Raw genomic sequence first — 13,588 nt, 5'->3', positions numbered from 1 at the left:
GTTAATCCGCTCGCGGGCCCTCGGCAAGCCCCGGACCAGCATGCAAACCAGCACCGCCCGCCCCGTCCCCAACCACCGCAGGTCGCGCACCGAACCACTTCGGCGCCGCGCAGAATTGTCACCAACAGCCATTTTGGAGCGTTCTGACTGGCAGTTTCCGCCGGTCAGCGCAGGACCTCGTCACCGGGCTCGCGCTCCAGGTCGGCGCGGGACGGCAGGCCCTCCCAGTCGCCCATGGCCGTCACGACATAGGCGCCCGCCAGGGCGGCCACCGCCAGCCGCTCCCCCACCGGGACGCCGCGCAGCCGCTCGGCCAGATAGGCCGCCGCGAACGCGTCGCCCGCGCCGACCGGGTCGACGGGCTCGACCCGGACACCCGGGGCCCGGTGCAGCACGCCGTCGCAGCAGGCCACGGCGCCGTGGCGGCCCAGCTTCACCAGGACCTCGCGCGCGCCCAGCCGGGCCAGCGCCCCGGCCAGCTCGGCCGGGCCTTCGCCGTCCACCAGCAGCCGCGCCTCGCGCTCGGTGGCGAAGACGATGTCGGCCTCGGCGGCCAGCCTGCGCAGCTCGCGCGCCGCCTCGTCCGGCTCCCACAGCGCGGCGCGGTAGTTGAGGTCGAGGGACACGGGCACACCGGCCGCCCGCGCGGTCGCGACCGCGTGCCGGACGGCCTTGCGGGCGGTGGCGCTCAGCGCCGCGGTGATGCCGGTGACGTGCAGGGTCTGGGCCGTCCTGACCAGATCCTCGGGGACGTCCTCGGGGCTCAGCCGGGAGCCCGCGCTGCCCGTCCGGTAGTACCAGACCCGGGTCAGGGCGCTGGTGCGCCGCTCCTTGACCAGCAGGCCCGTGGGGGCGGACGGGTCCACGACGGCGGCCGCGAGGTCCACGCCCTCCCCGGCGAGCGTCGCCCGGACCAGCCCGCCGAACTCGTCGGCGCCGACCCGGCCGATCCAGGCGGCCTCGCCGCCGAGCCTGCTGAACCCGATGGCGACGTTCGACTCGGCCCCGGCCACGCCGAGGCCCAGGGAGCGGGCGTGGCGCAGCGGGCCGACGGCGGCGGCGTCCAGCCGGGCCAGCGACTCGCCCAGCGTGACCAGCCTCATCGGCGGGGTCCGCGGCGCACCGACGAGCCGAGCGTCCAGGAGATCTCGCCGCAGGTGCGCGCGACGAGCGGACCGACCTCGCGCACCCGGGCGGGCGACATCCGCGAGGTCAGGCCCGACACGCTGAGCGCGCCCGCCACCTTCTCGTCGTGGTCGAAGATCGCCGCCGCCACGCATCTGACCTCGGGCTCGTTCTCCCGGTCGTCCACCGCGTATCCCATCCGCCGGACCCTGGCCAGCTCCGTCCGCAGCCGCTCGGGGTCGGTGATCGTGCATCCGGTCGTGGCGGGCATCCCGGCCTCGGCCACCGTGCGCAGCGCGTCCTCGTCCAGCCAGGCCAGCATCGCCTTGCCCACCGCCGTGCGGTAGGCGGGCATGCGGCTGCCCACCCGCGAGGCCATCCGGACATGCCGCTCGTTCTCCACCTTGTCGATGTAGACCACGTCGGGCAGGTCGCAGACCACCAGGTGGCAGGTCTCCCCCACGGCCTGCTGGAGGCGGCGCAGCGGTTCGGCCGCGACCGTCCGCAGGTCGAGCGAGGACAGGTACGCCTGGCCCATCCGCAGCGTGCCGTGGCCCAGCCGGAACCACCCGGTCTCGTGGTCGCGGGTGAGCAGGTCGGCCTCCACCAGCGGGGCGGTGAGCCGCAACACGGTGCTCTTGCTGAGGTCGAGGCTCTCGGCGATGCGGGTCAGGGCGACGCCCCGGCCGTCGCCCGCGTGCTGCTGGACGTAGTCCAGGACGGCCAGCGCCCGCCGCAGCGACGACGACTGGTTGCGCGGGCCTGTCACGGCGTCCTCGCCGCCACGTCCTCGGCGAGGCGCTCGCCGGTCCCGGGCGCGAACCACGACGCCCGCTCGGCGGCGAAGCCCAGCTCGCACGGGTCGCCGACGGCGATGTCGGCGGTGCCGGGCAGCCGGACCTGGACCGGCGCGCGGGCCGTCACCGCGACCTCGCCCTCGTCCGGCGGGCCCGGCCGGACTCCCACGATCGTCTCCGGGCCCAGATGGTCGACCTCGGCGACCGTGCCGGGCAGCGCCCCCGCGCCCGGCGGGTGCAGGGTGACGTCCTCGGGCCGGACACCCGCGACGACCGTCTCGCCGAGCCCGGCCAGGCCGGGAGGCAGCGGCAGCGGCGGGCCGCCGCGCTCGGGGACGGCCCCCTCCGCCGTCACCCGGCAGTCCAGCAGGTTCATCGGCGGGCTCCCGATGAAGCGGGCCACGAACGTGTTGGCCGGACGGGCGTAGATCTCGGCGGGCGTGCCGTACTGCTGCACGACGCCGTCGTTCAGGACGATGACGCGCGTCCCCATGGTCATCGCCTCCACCTGGTCGTGGGTGACGTACACGAACGTCCGCCGCACCCGCCGGTAGAGCGCGGTGATCTCGGCGCGCATCTGGGTGCGCAGCTTGGCGTCCAGGTTCGACAGCGGCTCGTCCAGCAGGTAGACGCCGGGCTCGCGGACCAGGGCGCGGGCCAGGGCGACGCGCTGGCGCTGCCCACCGGACAGCGCCCTGGGCCGCCGGTTCAGGTACGGGGTCAGCTCCAGTGTCTCGGCCACCCGGGCGACCCGCTTGGCGACGTCGGGGTCGCGGCCCAGCCTGCGGGTCGTCCAGCGGCTCAGCAGCGGCAGGTGGTGATACCACCGGAACCGGTCCATGACCAGCGGGAAGGCGATGTTCCCCCGCACGGTGAGGTGCGGGTACAGCGCGTACGACTGGAACACGAACGCCACGCCGCGCTCGCGCGGCGTCAGGGCGCCGACCGGGTCGCCGTCGAAGGCGATCTCGCCCTCGGTCACGTCGGTGAGCCCGGCGATCATCCGCAGCACGGTCGACTTGCCGCAGCCGGACGGCCCGAGCAGCACCAGGAACTCCTTGTCGGGAACCTCGGCGGTCAGCCCCTTGATGACCGGGACGTCGCCGTAGGACTTCGACACCCCGTCGAAGGTCAGACGTGGCATCGGGCCTCACCCCTTCACGGCGCCGGCGGTCAGCCCGCCGACGATACGGCGCTGGACGAGCAGGAAGAACGCCACCGCGGGCACCGAGAACACCAGCGCGGCCGACATCACCAGGTTGAGCGGGGTCACGAACTCCCCGATGAACGAGGCGAGCCCGACCGAGGCGGGCCACTTGGACTCGTCGGTCAGGAACTTCACCGCGAACAGGTACTCGTTCCACGCGGTGAAGAAGGTGATGATCCCGGCGGCCGCGACCGACGGGGCCACCAGCGGCAGGACGACCTGGCCCAGGATCGCGTACTTGGGGCAGCCGTCCACCCGGGCGGCCTCCTCCAGTTCGTGCGGCACCGCGTCCATCGCCCCCTTGATGATCCAGACCGCCACCGGCATGGCGAAGGCGGTGTTGGCCAGCACCAGCCCGGTCAGGCTGTTGAGCAGCCCGAACCCCAGAAAGAGCGTGTAGAGCGGGACGACCAGCAGCGCCTCGGGCAGCATCTGGGTGACGAACATCGCCAGCCCCGCCAGGCCGCGCCCCCGGAACCGGAAGCGGGAGATCGCGTACGCCGCCAGCACGGCCATGGCCAGGCTCAGCACCGTGGTCCCGGCGGCGATGACCGTGCTGTTGAGCAGCCAGCGGTCCAGCGGCACCCCGCCGGACACCGCCTCGCCCAGGTTGCCCGCCTGCCCGGGGTCGGGCACCGCCCTGGGCGGCTTGCGGAACAGCTCGCGGTCGCCGCTCAGCGCGGTGACCAGCATCCAGTACAGCGGGAAACCGGCGAACACGACGAGCACCAGCACGGTGAGCCTGCGGAGCGTTGTCACCGGTCCTCCCGGGCACGTCGGTCGAGGGCGAGGTAGCCGAGCGTGACCATCAGCGAGAGCGCCAGCCCGATGCTGCCGATGGCGGCCGACATCCCGAGCCGGGAGCTGGTGAACGCCTCCCGGAAGACGTCGATGACCACGGTGTTGGTGGTGTCGGCCGGTCCGCCGCCGGTCAGCAGCCAGATGAGCTCGAACCGGCGGAACGACCAGATCGTCATCAGCAGCGCGAGCACCCGCAGCGTCGGCGCGATCGCCGGGACGGTGACCTGCTTGAAGACGTTCAGCGGATCGGCGCCGTCCACCCGGGCCGCCTCGTAGAGCTCCTCGGGCACGCCCTGGAGCGCGGCCAGCACGACCAGCATGCAGAACGGGAACAGCTTCCACACCGTCACCGCGACCACCGAGGCCATCGCCCAGTCCGGGTCGGTGAGCCAGCCGACGGGGCTGCCGCTCATGGCGTTGAAGACGCCGTTGGAGTTGTTGAACATCCACGCGAAGATCAGCGTGACCGCGATGGTGGGGGCGGCCCACGGCGCGACCAGCACGGCCCGCGCGACGGCCCGTCCCCGGAAGGCGCCGTTGACGGCGAGCGCGGCGGCCAGCCCGAGCGCCATCGACACCGCGACCGAGGCGGCGGTGTAGACGAGCGTTGCCCACAGGGTGTGCCCGAAAGCCGACGAACGCAGCGCCTCGGCGTAGTTGTCCCAGCCGATGTAGGTGCCGCCGGTCGGGTCGAGCGTGTCGGTCTCGGTGAACCCCAGCCGGACGCCGGTGCCGATCGGGACGCCCATGAACACCAGCAGGTAGACCAGCGCCGCCGCGACGAACACGTACGGCGTCAGGTCGAGCCTGTCCCTCACCGGGCGAGCTCCTGGGCCTCGCGCTGCGCCCTGTCGAGCGCCGCCTTCGGATCGGTGCCCTTGGTCAGGACGCTCTCGACCTGCCCGAGCACGACATGCGCGATCTGCGGGGTCTTGGCCTCGAACCCGGGGACCACCGCCGAGACCGACGCGGGCGCCTGCTTCTTGAACGCGGCCGTCCAGGGGTTGCCGGTGGTGAAGCTCGCGGGCGGCGGGGTGTCGGTGGCGATCGTGCTGGCCCCGAGCGCGGCGGCCGCCGCGCGCTGCCCGTCGGGCCCCAGCCACCAGGTCAGCCACTTCCTGGCGGCGGCGAGCCGCTTGCTCTTCTTGTTGAGCGCGAGATGGACGCCCACGTGCGAGGAGCCCGGCGTCCCGAACGGCAGCGGCCCGGCCCCGACCTTGGAGCCGGGGACGATCTTGTTGCCGTTCACCATCGTGGACAGCGCCGAGCTGTTGTCGATCATCATGCCGAGCCGCCCGTCGGCGAACCGCTTGCGGAAGGTCGAGGCGTCGTCCCCCACCGGCATGGCGCCGCTGTCGTAGAGCTGCTTGAACGTCCGCAGCGCCTGGACGTTGTTGGGATCGTTGATCGTGAGCGCGCCGTTCCTGGCCCAGGCTCCCCCGAAGCCGTACGGCCAGTTCGAGAAGTCGATCCACCAGGGCGTCTCCTCGTTCAGCTGGTGGCGCACGGCGAAGCCGGGGTTCCCGGTCCGCTTCTTGATCGCCGTGGCCGCCGCGACCAGGCCCGCCGGATCGGTCGGCGGCCGGACGCCCGCCTTCTTCAGCAGGTCCTCGTTCCAGAACAGCGCGTACTGGACGATCTCCCACGTGTACGCCCAGCGTCTGCCGTCGACCTCGGTCAGCGCGTTGGAGCGGTTGAGCGCCGTCCCGGCCGGGCGGACGTCGTCCAGCGGGGCGAGCAGCCCGGCCTTGCGGAACCGCTCGAACGAGGTGTCCGGCAGGACGAGGATGTCGGGGCCGCGTCCCTGCCCCATCTGCGTCTGGAGGGTCGACTCGTAGTCCTTGCGCGGGATGGCCTGCTTGACGAGCTTGCCGGACGGGTCGCGCCACCCGTTGACCGCCGACCAGATGGCGTCGCCACGTCCCCCGGGTTCGAGCCACTGCCAGTTGGCGAACTTCAGGTCGCCCCCCGAGCCGCCGGAATCTCCAGAGTCCGAGCAGCCGGTGGCCGCGACGGCGAGCGCCATCGCCAGCGCGCAGAGTCTTCTCATCATGTGGGCTCCCTTACGAGGGTCAGCGGGGGGACAGGGCCCGGCCCGGAGGCTCGGTCGCGCAGGCGTCGGTGAGGGCGCCGTCCCGCAGCACCGGGACGCCGTTGACCAGCACGTGGTCCACGCCCTCGGCCAGCTCCCCCGGACGCTGGTAGGTCGCGCGGTCGGTGACGGCGGCCGGGTCGAGAACGACCACGTCGGCCGCGAGGCCGGGACGCAGCAGCCCGCGATCGGCCAGGCCGAAGCGCGCCGCGGGCCGTCCGGCCAGGTGGACGGCCGCCCGCTCCCAGCTCCAGTCGCCCAGCTCGCGCACATGGCGGCCCAGCAGCCGGGCGAAGGCGCCGCGCCCGCGCGGATGCGGATGGCCGCCCTGGTAGATGCCGTCGGAACCGCCCATGTGGGCGGGGTGGCGCAGCAGTTCGCGCAGCGGCTCCTCGCCCGCCGGGTCGGGATGCGCGAACACGCAACCGGCCTCAAGCCCGGTGTCGACCAGGATCTCGCAGCACAGCTCCGCCGGGGGCAGCCCGGCCTCCAGCGCGGCCGTGGCCAGGTCGAGGCCCTCGGTCCAGCGCCACCGTCCGGCGGGGACGTGGGAGAGGGTGATCCGGGGCCAGAGCCCGCCGGACCACTCGCCGTCCAGCCGGGCGCGCACCTCCGGGTCGGCGAGTGCCGCCAGGGTGCGGTCCAGATCGTGCGGAGGCAGCCAGTCCGGCAGCGTGACCAGCGTCAGCGTGCTGCTGCCGCGCAGGTACGGGTAGAGGTCGAAGGTCAGGTCGGTCCCGGCCGAGCGCGCCCCGTCGATGATCTCGATCAGTTCGGCCGAGGGGCCGTGCAGATGGGAGACGTGCGCGGCGACGGACGCGGCGGCCGCGATCTCCAGGACCTCGGCCATGGCCGCGACCGCCCGCTGCCGGTAGCCGCGCATGTGGGTCACGTAGGGCAGCCCGGCCGCCGCGACTGGACGGCACAGCGCGGCCAGCTCGGCCGCGTCCGCGAAGGCGCCGGGGACGTACTCCAGCCCGCTGGACAGCCCGGCCGCGCCGTCCTCCAAACCGTTCTCGACCAGGCGGAGCATCGCGCGCAGCTCGCCGTCGTCGGCGGCCCGGCGCTCGGGCCCGACGACCTCGTAGCGGATCGTGCCGTGCGGCAGGAGGTAGACGGTGTTGAGCGGCACCCGCAGGTCGTAGGTCGCCAGCAGGTCCTCGACCGTCACCGGACCCTCGTCCAGGCCGGGATGCCTGCCGTTGACCGGCGCGAAGTAGCGCGAGACGAAGCGCAGGGTGGCGGGCCCGGCGGGCGCGTAGGAGATCCCGTCCTGGCCGAGCACCACGGTGGTCACGCCCTGGCGGAGCGCGGCCAGCTGGGTGGCGGGTTCGAACGCCGCCGCGTCGGCGTGCACGTGGGCGTCGACGAACCCCGGCATGACCTGGCGGCCGGTCGCGTCGATCTCGACCGCGGCCCCGGCTCCGGCGAGCCGCTCGACCGCCGCGATCCGTCCCGCCGCGATCCCGAGATCCGCCCGGTACGCGGGGGAACCGGTGCCGTCCAGCACCGTCCCGTTCCTGACAATGACATCGAACATCCGGCATCACCCGTCTCGTCGGGCCGCAACACGGGATGCTGCATCGCACAACGCGGCTCCGGAAGAATCAGGAAAGAAAGTTTTGCATCGCGGAATCTTGGGCCGGTGGGCTTCTCCCGGCCGTCCGCCGCGGTCACCGTGGCGATCGGCACGCCGACACCGGGAGGTAGCGCGATGGACGACGGCCCACCGCACCGGCGCCGCTTTCTCGGCCTGGCCGGGGCGGCCGCGATGACGAGCGCGTTCGCCCTGCCCGGCGAGCGGACGGACCTGGCCTTTCTGGGCGGTTACACCAGCGCGGGCGGTCGCGGTCTCCTGGTCGCGCGGGCCGGACCCGCCGGGACGCTGACGGTCCGCGAGTCCGTGGACGTCCCCGACCCGTCTTTCCTCGCCCTCTCCCCCGGGGGCCGCCGCCTGTACGCGGTCAGCGAGGTGGACGACGGCCGGGTGCTCGCGTTCGCCCTCACCCGCGAGGGCTCACCGCGTCCGCTCGGCCACCGGTCCGCGCACGGCGCCGCGCCCGCCCATCTGTCCGTGCACCCCAGCGGCCGGTACCTGCTCAGCGCCACGTACTCCGGCGGCACCGTCGCCGTCCACCCGATCCGGCCGGACGGCTCGCTCGGGCCGTCCGCCCATGTCGTCCGGCACGACGGCGCCGAGCCGCATCCGCACCAGATCGTCACCGCCCCGGACGGCCGGTTCGTGCTCGCGGTCGATCTCGGCACCGACAGCGTCCTGGTCTACCGGCTCGACCTGGCCACCGGACGCCTCGACCGGCATTCCCGGGCCCGGCTGCGTCCGGGCGCCGGGCCGCGCCACCTGGCCTTCCACCCGGGCGGCCACACCGCCTACGTCATCAACGAGCTCGACTCCACCGTCACGGTCTGCGCCTACGACCGGGGACGGCTGACTCCCGGCCAGATCGTCTCCACGGTGCCCGAAGGCACCACGACCCCCAACTACCCGGGCGAGATCCTCGTCTCCCCCGACGGACGGCACGTGTACGGCACCAACCGCGGCCACGACAGCGTCGCCGTCTTCGCCACACGGGGGCGGCGGCTCCGGCTCGTGACCACCGTCGCGTGCGGCGGCCACTGGCCCCGGCACATGGAGCTCGCCCGGGGCGGCCGCCTGCTGTATGTCGCCAACCAGCGTTCCGGGTCGGTCACCGCCTTCACCGTCTCGGGGGCCCGACTCGAACCGGCCGGCACGCCCCTGACCACCCCCGCGCCCGCCTGCGTCCTCCCGCGCTTCTGAGGAGCTTCGATGCTGAAGAGCACGTTCACCGCCCTGTTCGCGCTGTCGGCCACCTGCCTGGTCGCCGCCGCCCCGGTCGCCTCCACCCCCGCCGCCGCGGGCGGCTGCGATCCCGAGGCCCAGCTCGCCCGGATGACCGATGCCGAGAAGGTCGGGCAGATGGTGATGGCGGTGACCCACGACGGCCCCGACGGGATGCCGGACGAGCGGACGCGCCGCTCGATCCAGGAGCTCAAGATCGGCTCGGTGCTGACCTCCGAGCCGCGCACCCCCGGGCTCGCCGCCCGGTACGCCAACCGGCTGCAGGACTGGGCGCGGCCCGGGCCGCCGCTGCTCGTCTCCGGCGACTTCGAGTTCGGGACGACGCACAACGTCCGCGAGGGCACCACGCCGCTGCCCAACGCGATGGGCCTGGGCGCCGCGCGCGACCCCGCCCTGGCGCGCGACGCCGCCCGCATCACCGCGGCCGAGGCGCGGGCGATGGGCTTCCAGTGGAACTACGCGCCGGTCGCCGACGTCAACACCAACCCGCGCAACCCGATCATCGGCGTCCGGTCGTTCGGCGAGCGCCCCGACCTGGTCAGCGGGCTCACCTCCGCCCAGGTCCGGGCCTACCGGCAGGCAGGGGTCATCACCACGCCCAAGCACTTCCCCGGCCACGGCGACACCGAGACCGACAGCCATCTGGGCCTGCCCGTCGTCACCTACGCCCGGGCCACGCTCGACGGCGTCCACCTGCCGCCGTTCCGGGGCGCCATCGCGTCCGGGGCCGAGGCGATCATGACCGCGCACGTGGTGGTGAAGGCCGTCGACCCGGCGCTGCCCGCCACGCTGTCGCCCAAGGTGCTGACCGGCCTGCTCCGCGGTGACCTGGGGTTCCGGGGCCTGATCGTCACCGACGGCATGGAGATGGACGCCATCGACGCGAACTGGGGCACCCGGGAGGCGACGGTGATGGCGGTGAACGCGGGCGCCGACGTCATCATGTCCAGCGGCGAGTTCGAGACCCATGTCGAGGCCGTGGACGCGCTGCTGTCGGCCCTGCGCTCCGGGGCGCTCACCGAGGCGCGCGTCGACGAGTCGGTGCGGCGCGTCCTGGACCTCAAGTGCCGGTACGTCACGACCCGCCGGGTCAGCCCCGCGCTGGCGGAGACGGTCGCGGGCAACCCGGCCTTCCTGCGCCGGGCCGCCGCGATGGGCCGCGCGGCCACGACGCTGGTCAAGAACGAGGGCGTGCTGCCGTTCGACCCCCGCTCGTCCCAGCGGACCCTGGTCGCGGGCGTGGCGCAGACCGACCAGCTCGCCCAGGCCGTGGACGCCGCGAGCAAAGGCCCGGTGGCCCGCTGGCAGGCCGGCACGACCGACCCGTCCGACGCCGAGATCGCCGAGGCCGTCCGGCTGGCCAAGGACGCCGACCGCGTGCTGGTGGCCACCTTCTCCTCGGGCCCGCTGCCCGCGGGCCAGGCCCGGCTCGTCCGCGCCCTCCAGGCGATCGGGAAGCCCGTGGCCGCGCTGGCGACCGGGCTCCCGTACGACTACGCCTCCTACCCCGAGGTGAAGGCGTACGTGGCGGCCTACGCCACCACCGCCCGCGCCCAGCGCATGAACCTGACCATGCTCCAGGCCGCCGCCGACGTGATCTTCGGTGCCCGGCCGTCCGGCCGGCTGCCCGTGACCATCGCCGGCCACTACCCCTACGGGCACGGCCTGGGCTACTGAGCGCTACTCGGTCACCAGCGTGAGCCCGTAGACCGAGAGCAGCTTGTCGACCGGGTAGAAGTACGAGGGGCAGCCGCCCCCGCCGGAGCCGACCAGGACGCCCTGGGCCTGGCCGTTGGCGACGAGCGGCGCCCCGAGGTCGCCGGGCGCGGCGCACACGCTGGCGCGGATCAGGCCGGTGAGCGTCCCTTCGGGGAAGTTGACGGTGACGTTCCTCGCCTGGATCGTCCCGCACTTCCAGCCGCTGGTCGCGCCCGCCATGCACGCCGCCGAGCCGACCGGCGCGGCCTGCGACCCGCGCACGGCCACGAACGTGCCGTCGTGACGGTTGACCAGACCGCGCGGACGCCAGCTGGTGTTGGTCTTCACCCAGCCACCGGCGCCGCCGGGCAGCGTCGAGGGCTGCATGGTCCCCTGCGCGACGCCGTTGTAGCCGATGACGGTCGCGCCCGGGCTGCCGCACTTGCCCGTGGTGACATAGCCGCCCTGAACAGAGAAACCGACCGTGCACCGGCCGGACGCCGGGGCCGTGGTGAACGAATCACCGCCCCGGACGTCGTAGACGGCCACGGCCGTCGCCTGCGGAGCGGGTGTCATGGCCAGCGCGGCGAGCGTTCCGGCAAGTGTTCCGGTGAGGACGAGAAGACTCCGGATCATCGGCAGTCCCAAGGCTCGGGGGGCGATTTCCCCCCATTGTCACATTGGCCGTCTCTTCTTCGTCCTCCTGTTAGGAGGGCGCCACGTGACGTGTGCGTTTATGATCGTCGGTCCATGCCATCGCCGTGAGCGGATCCGGACCCCGGTGTGCGGTCATGAACCGGGCACCTATACGTTTGATCATCGGGCGGCTTCAGTGAGTCGGCTACGCGCGGAATCCGCCGAGCCGTGAAAGAGAGAGGGGCCGACCCGTTCACGCGCTGAAACTTCGCCCCAAGGGGCACGAGACCGACCAGAGCGCCGAGAAGACCCGGCCGCGCCGCAAGCGGCCACCGGTGATCGGCGAGCTGCTGATCGTCTTCGCCCTGCTCGAGGTCTACAAGTACATCCGGTCGCTGGCCAACACCCGGTACGACCAGGCGCTGGAGAACGGCCTGGCAATCCTTGATTTTGAGCGCCATCTGCGTCTGGACTTCGAACTCCAGATGAACCAATGGCTGACCGAGCATCAACTTCTGTCACGGATCGCGACCGAGGTGTACCAGCACACCCACACCGGGTTCACCATGACGATCCTGCTGTGGTGCTACCTCGCGGGGCCGCGCATCTACCGGCCCGCCCGCAACGCGCTGATCCTGATCAACCTGGTCGGGCTGGCGGTCTTCTTCGTCCTGCCGGTGATGCCGCCGCGGCTGCTCCCGGACAGCGGGTTCGTCGACACCGTGGCCGTCGACGGCTATGGGACCGCGCACGCGGGCCCGGTGTCGATGGCGCCCGCCCAGTTCGCCGCGATGCCGTCGCTGCACACGGCCTGGGCGATCTGGGTGATGGCGATCGCCATGGTGCTGCTCGCCCGCTACCCCCGCCTGCGGTGGCTCTCGGCGATCCATCCGCTCTCGACCGCGGTCGTCATCGTGATCACCGCCAACCACTACATCCTGGACGTGGTCGCCGGAGCGGTCCTGGCGGTGGTGGCGATCGTCCTGTTCGGCATGCACCGGCCGGACGGCGAGGTGCGCTTCGGCGGCCAGGTGATCCGGCGGCGCGACCGTCCCGAGCCCATGCCCCCGCCGGACGTCAACGGAAGCCACGACGGCTGCCGTCCCGTCGCCGGTCCCAGATCCCGCGCGAGCCTGCTGTTCTCGCGCCGATCCCGATGACCCGCGTGCGTTCGATGGGGCCCGAGGTGGGCCCCATCGAACCGGCCGCCGTCAGGCGCCGAGCCTGACGACCGTGTCGTAGTAGAGCTTGGCCGCCCTCAGGCAATGGACCCGGGGCCTTCCGGGCATCGCAAAGCCCCAGCAGCGCGACTTCATGTCGGAATAGAAGGCCGAGTCGACGCGAGCCTTGTACGACTTCTTGAACTTGGCCTTCCCGACCAGCTTCTTGTAGTTGCGGTAGCCGAAGTCGTGCCGGTAGCAGGGCCAGTAGAAGCTGATCCCGGTCGGGTTGTCCGGGGCGTGTGAGCAGCCGTCGGTCGACCAGTCGAAGCCGTAGCCGGGCTTGGGCTTCTTCTGCTCCTTGACCCAGCCCAGATAGCTGGTGTAGTCGGCCTTGGTGAGCTGGCCCATGCGCTTGAGCTTCTCGGCCTTGGTCTTCGGCTTGCGCTTGGCCGCCGCCTCCGCGACCGAGGCGGAGGCCACCGGCTCCGCCGCGAGCGCGGGCGTCGTGGTCATCACCCCGGCCAGCGCGACGCCGCTCACGACGGCGAGTCGAACCTTGTGCATCTCGTCCCCTTTCGAACCCCCGTATGGAGCTCTCGAACGGGATCAGGTTCACAGAGGACGATTGGAAACGCGTTGGGACCGGCGTCGGCGCAGACACCGGCAGAGGACGCACCCGGCGAGGGCCGCCAGCAGGAGGGGCAGGCCCACGAGGCTGGAGACCGTGCGGACGCGGTCCAGGGCCGTCCCGGCGAGGTGGCCCGCCAGGAGCAGGCCCGCGCCCCAGGTGCAGGCGGCGGCCAGGTTCGTCACGGCGAAACGGCGGTAGGGGACGCGGGCGCCGGCGGCGACCCGGGGGAAGAGGGTGCGCAGGCAGCCGGTGCATTGCGCGGCGAACGTCGCCGTTCGGGGGCGCGTTCCCACCCGGTCGAGCGTCCCGGGGTGGCGGTCTTCGAGCAGGCGCAGCGCGGTGCCGAGGCCCCGGCGTCCACGGACGTAGCCGTAGTTCGCGCCCGCGACGGTGGCGAGGATGACCGTGGCCAGGACGGCCGCGAAGGGATGGCCGCCATGCGCGGGGTGGGTGAGGTATCCGGCGGTCACGACCGTCGCCGCGCCGGGGAGCAGCAGTCCCGCGAGCAGGCCGGACTCCGCGACCAGGATCAGCGCGACCGTGACGAGCAGGAGAGGCAGCGGGATCTCGGCGAGCCGGTCGAGGAGATCGGTGATGGC

Annotated in this window: 13 protein-coding genes; 3 read left to right on the top strand and 10 right to left on the bottom strand. The window is 72.9% G+C overall.

Annotated elements, in window-relative coordinates; all coding sequences use genetic code 11:
- Positions 1–164 precede the first annotated feature (164 nt).
- The 7 genes from ACQPY4_RS09730 to ACQPY4_RS09700 are packed head-to-tail and all read right to left on the bottom strand — an operon-like array spanning position 165 to position 7,562.
- Entirely contained in the window at positions 165–1,103 is a 939-nt protein-coding gene (locus tag ACQPY4_RS09730; RefSeq protein WP_433334668.1) for a sugar kinase, read from the bottom strand.
- Positions 1,100–1,894 (bottom strand): IclR family transcriptional regulator, encoded by a 795-nt coding sequence (locus tag ACQPY4_RS09725; RefSeq protein WP_433334666.1) that lies wholly within the window; start codon positions 1,892–1,894, stop codon positions 1,100–1,102. Before ACQPY4_RS09725 ends, ACQPY4_RS09730 begins: the two co-directional genes overlap by 4 nt.
- Entirely contained in the window at positions 1,891–3,066 is a 1,176-nt protein-coding gene (locus tag ACQPY4_RS09720; RefSeq protein WP_433334664.1) for an ABC transporter ATP-binding protein, read from the bottom strand. The genes ACQPY4_RS09725 and ACQPY4_RS09720 overlap by 4 nt, the downstream gene beginning before the upstream one ends.
- 6 nt (positions 3,067–3,072) lie before the next feature.
- On the bottom strand, positions 3,073–3,888 hold the full coding sequence (locus tag ACQPY4_RS09715; RefSeq protein ID WP_433334662.1) for a carbohydrate ABC transporter permease: 816 nt from the start codon (positions 3,886–3,888) through the stop codon (positions 3,073–3,075).
- Positions 3,885–4,748 (bottom strand): carbohydrate ABC transporter permease, encoded by an 864-nt coding sequence (locus ACQPY4_RS09710; protein ID WP_433334660.1) that lies wholly within the window; start codon positions 4,746–4,748, stop codon positions 3,885–3,887. Before ACQPY4_RS09710 ends, ACQPY4_RS09715 begins: the two co-directional genes overlap by 4 nt.
- Positions 4,745–5,983 carry an ABC transporter substrate-binding protein gene (locus tag ACQPY4_RS09705; protein WP_433334658.1) on the bottom strand — a complete coding sequence of 413 codons (1,239 nt, stop codon included), beginning with the start codon at positions 5,981–5,983 and terminating at the stop codon, positions 4,745–4,747. The genes ACQPY4_RS09710 and ACQPY4_RS09705 overlap by 4 nt, the downstream gene beginning before the upstream one ends.
- Positions 5,984–6,002: 19 nt before the next feature.
- Complete coding sequence (locus ACQPY4_RS09700; RefSeq protein WP_433334656.1) at positions 6,003–7,562, bottom strand: N-acyl-D-amino-acid deacylase family protein; 1,560 nt, start codon at positions 7,560–7,562, stop codon at positions 6,003–6,005.
- A gap of 105 nt (positions 7,563–7,667) precedes the next feature.
- Here ACQPY4_RS09700 and ACQPY4_RS09695 point away from each other — a divergent pair, with 105 nt between their 5' ends.
- Together ACQPY4_RS09695 and ACQPY4_RS09690 are read left to right on the top strand one after the other, a co-directional pair.
- A complete protein-coding gene (locus ACQPY4_RS09695) occupies positions 7,668–8,819 on the top strand; it encodes a lactonase family protein (RefSeq protein ID WP_433334654.1) in 1,152 nt (383 codons plus the stop codon).
- Positions 8,820–8,828: 9 nt separating this feature from the next.
- Complete coding sequence (locus tag ACQPY4_RS09690) at positions 8,829–10,538, top strand: glycoside hydrolase family 3 protein (protein WP_433334652.1); 1,710 nt, start codon at positions 8,829–8,831, stop codon at positions 10,536–10,538.
- Between the two features lie 3 nt (positions 10,539–10,541).
- Here ACQPY4_RS09690 and ACQPY4_RS09685 read toward each other — a convergent pair whose 3' ends face one another.
- On the bottom strand, positions 10,542–11,195 hold the full coding sequence (locus tag ACQPY4_RS09685; RefSeq protein WP_433334650.1) for a S1 family peptidase: 654 nt from the start codon (positions 11,193–11,195) through the stop codon (positions 10,542–10,544).
- Positions 11,196–11,530: 335 nt separating this feature from the next.
- Between ACQPY4_RS09685 and ACQPY4_RS09680 the strand changes: the two genes are divergently transcribed.
- Entirely contained in the window at positions 11,531–12,355 is an 825-nt protein-coding gene (locus tag ACQPY4_RS09680) for a phosphatase PAP2 family protein (protein ID WP_433334648.1), read from the top strand.
- Positions 12,356–12,406: 51 nt separating this feature from the next.
- On the opposite strand, the gene ACQPY4_RS09675 is transcribed toward ACQPY4_RS09680, so the two are convergent.
- On the bottom strand, positions 12,407–12,922 hold the full coding sequence (locus ACQPY4_RS09675) for a phospholipase (RefSeq protein ID WP_433334646.1): 516 nt from the start codon (positions 12,920–12,922) through the stop codon (positions 12,407–12,409).
- A gap of 48 nt (positions 12,923–12,970) precedes the next feature.
- Positions 12,971–13,459, bottom strand: a complete 489-nt coding sequence (locus ACQPY4_RS09670) for a DedA family protein (RefSeq protein ID WP_433334644.1) — start codon at positions 13,457–13,459, stop codon at positions 12,971–12,973.
- Positions 13,460–13,588 lie beyond the last annotated feature (129 nt).

It is taken from the genome of Spirillospora sp. CA-294931 (assembly GCF_050946795.1).
Classification (GTDB): domain Bacteria; phylum Actinomycetota; class Actinomycetes; order Streptosporangiales; family Streptosporangiaceae; genus Spirillospora.
Note: the sequence above shows the minus strand (reverse complement) of the source record. Positions and strands in the feature narration are given on the sequence as shown.

What these genes read in the sequence shown, in the direction of transcription:
- ACQPY4_RS09705 (WP_433334658.1), bottom strand. Translation starts at nt 5,983, where the DNA reads ATGATGAGAAGACTCTGCGCGCTGGCGATGGCGCTCGCCGTCGCGGCC.
- ACQPY4_RS09685 (WP_433334650.1), bottom strand. Translation starts at nt 11,195, where the DNA reads ATGATCCGGAGTCTTCTCGTCCTCACCGGAACACTTGCCGGAACGCTC.
- ACQPY4_RS09720 (WP_433334664.1), bottom strand. Translation starts at nt 3,066, where the DNA reads ATGCCACGTCTGACCTTCGACGGGGTGTCGAAGTCCTACGGCGACGTC.
- ACQPY4_RS09730 (WP_433334668.1), bottom strand. Translation starts at nt 1,103, where the DNA reads ATGAGGCTGGTCACGCTGGGCGAGTCGCTGGCCCGGCTGGACGCCGCC.
- ACQPY4_RS09675 (WP_433334646.1), bottom strand. Translation starts at nt 12,922, where the DNA reads ATGCACAAGGTTCGACTCGCCGTCGTGAGCGGCGTCGCGCTGGCCGGG.
- ACQPY4_RS09690 (WP_433334652.1), top strand. Translation starts at nt 8,829, where the DNA reads ATGCTGAAGAGCACGTTCACCGCCCTGTTCGCGCTGTCGGCCACCTGC.
- ACQPY4_RS09700 (WP_433334656.1), bottom strand. Translation starts at nt 7,562, where the DNA reads ATGTTCGATGTCATTGTCAGGAACGGGACGGTGCTGGACGGCACCGGT.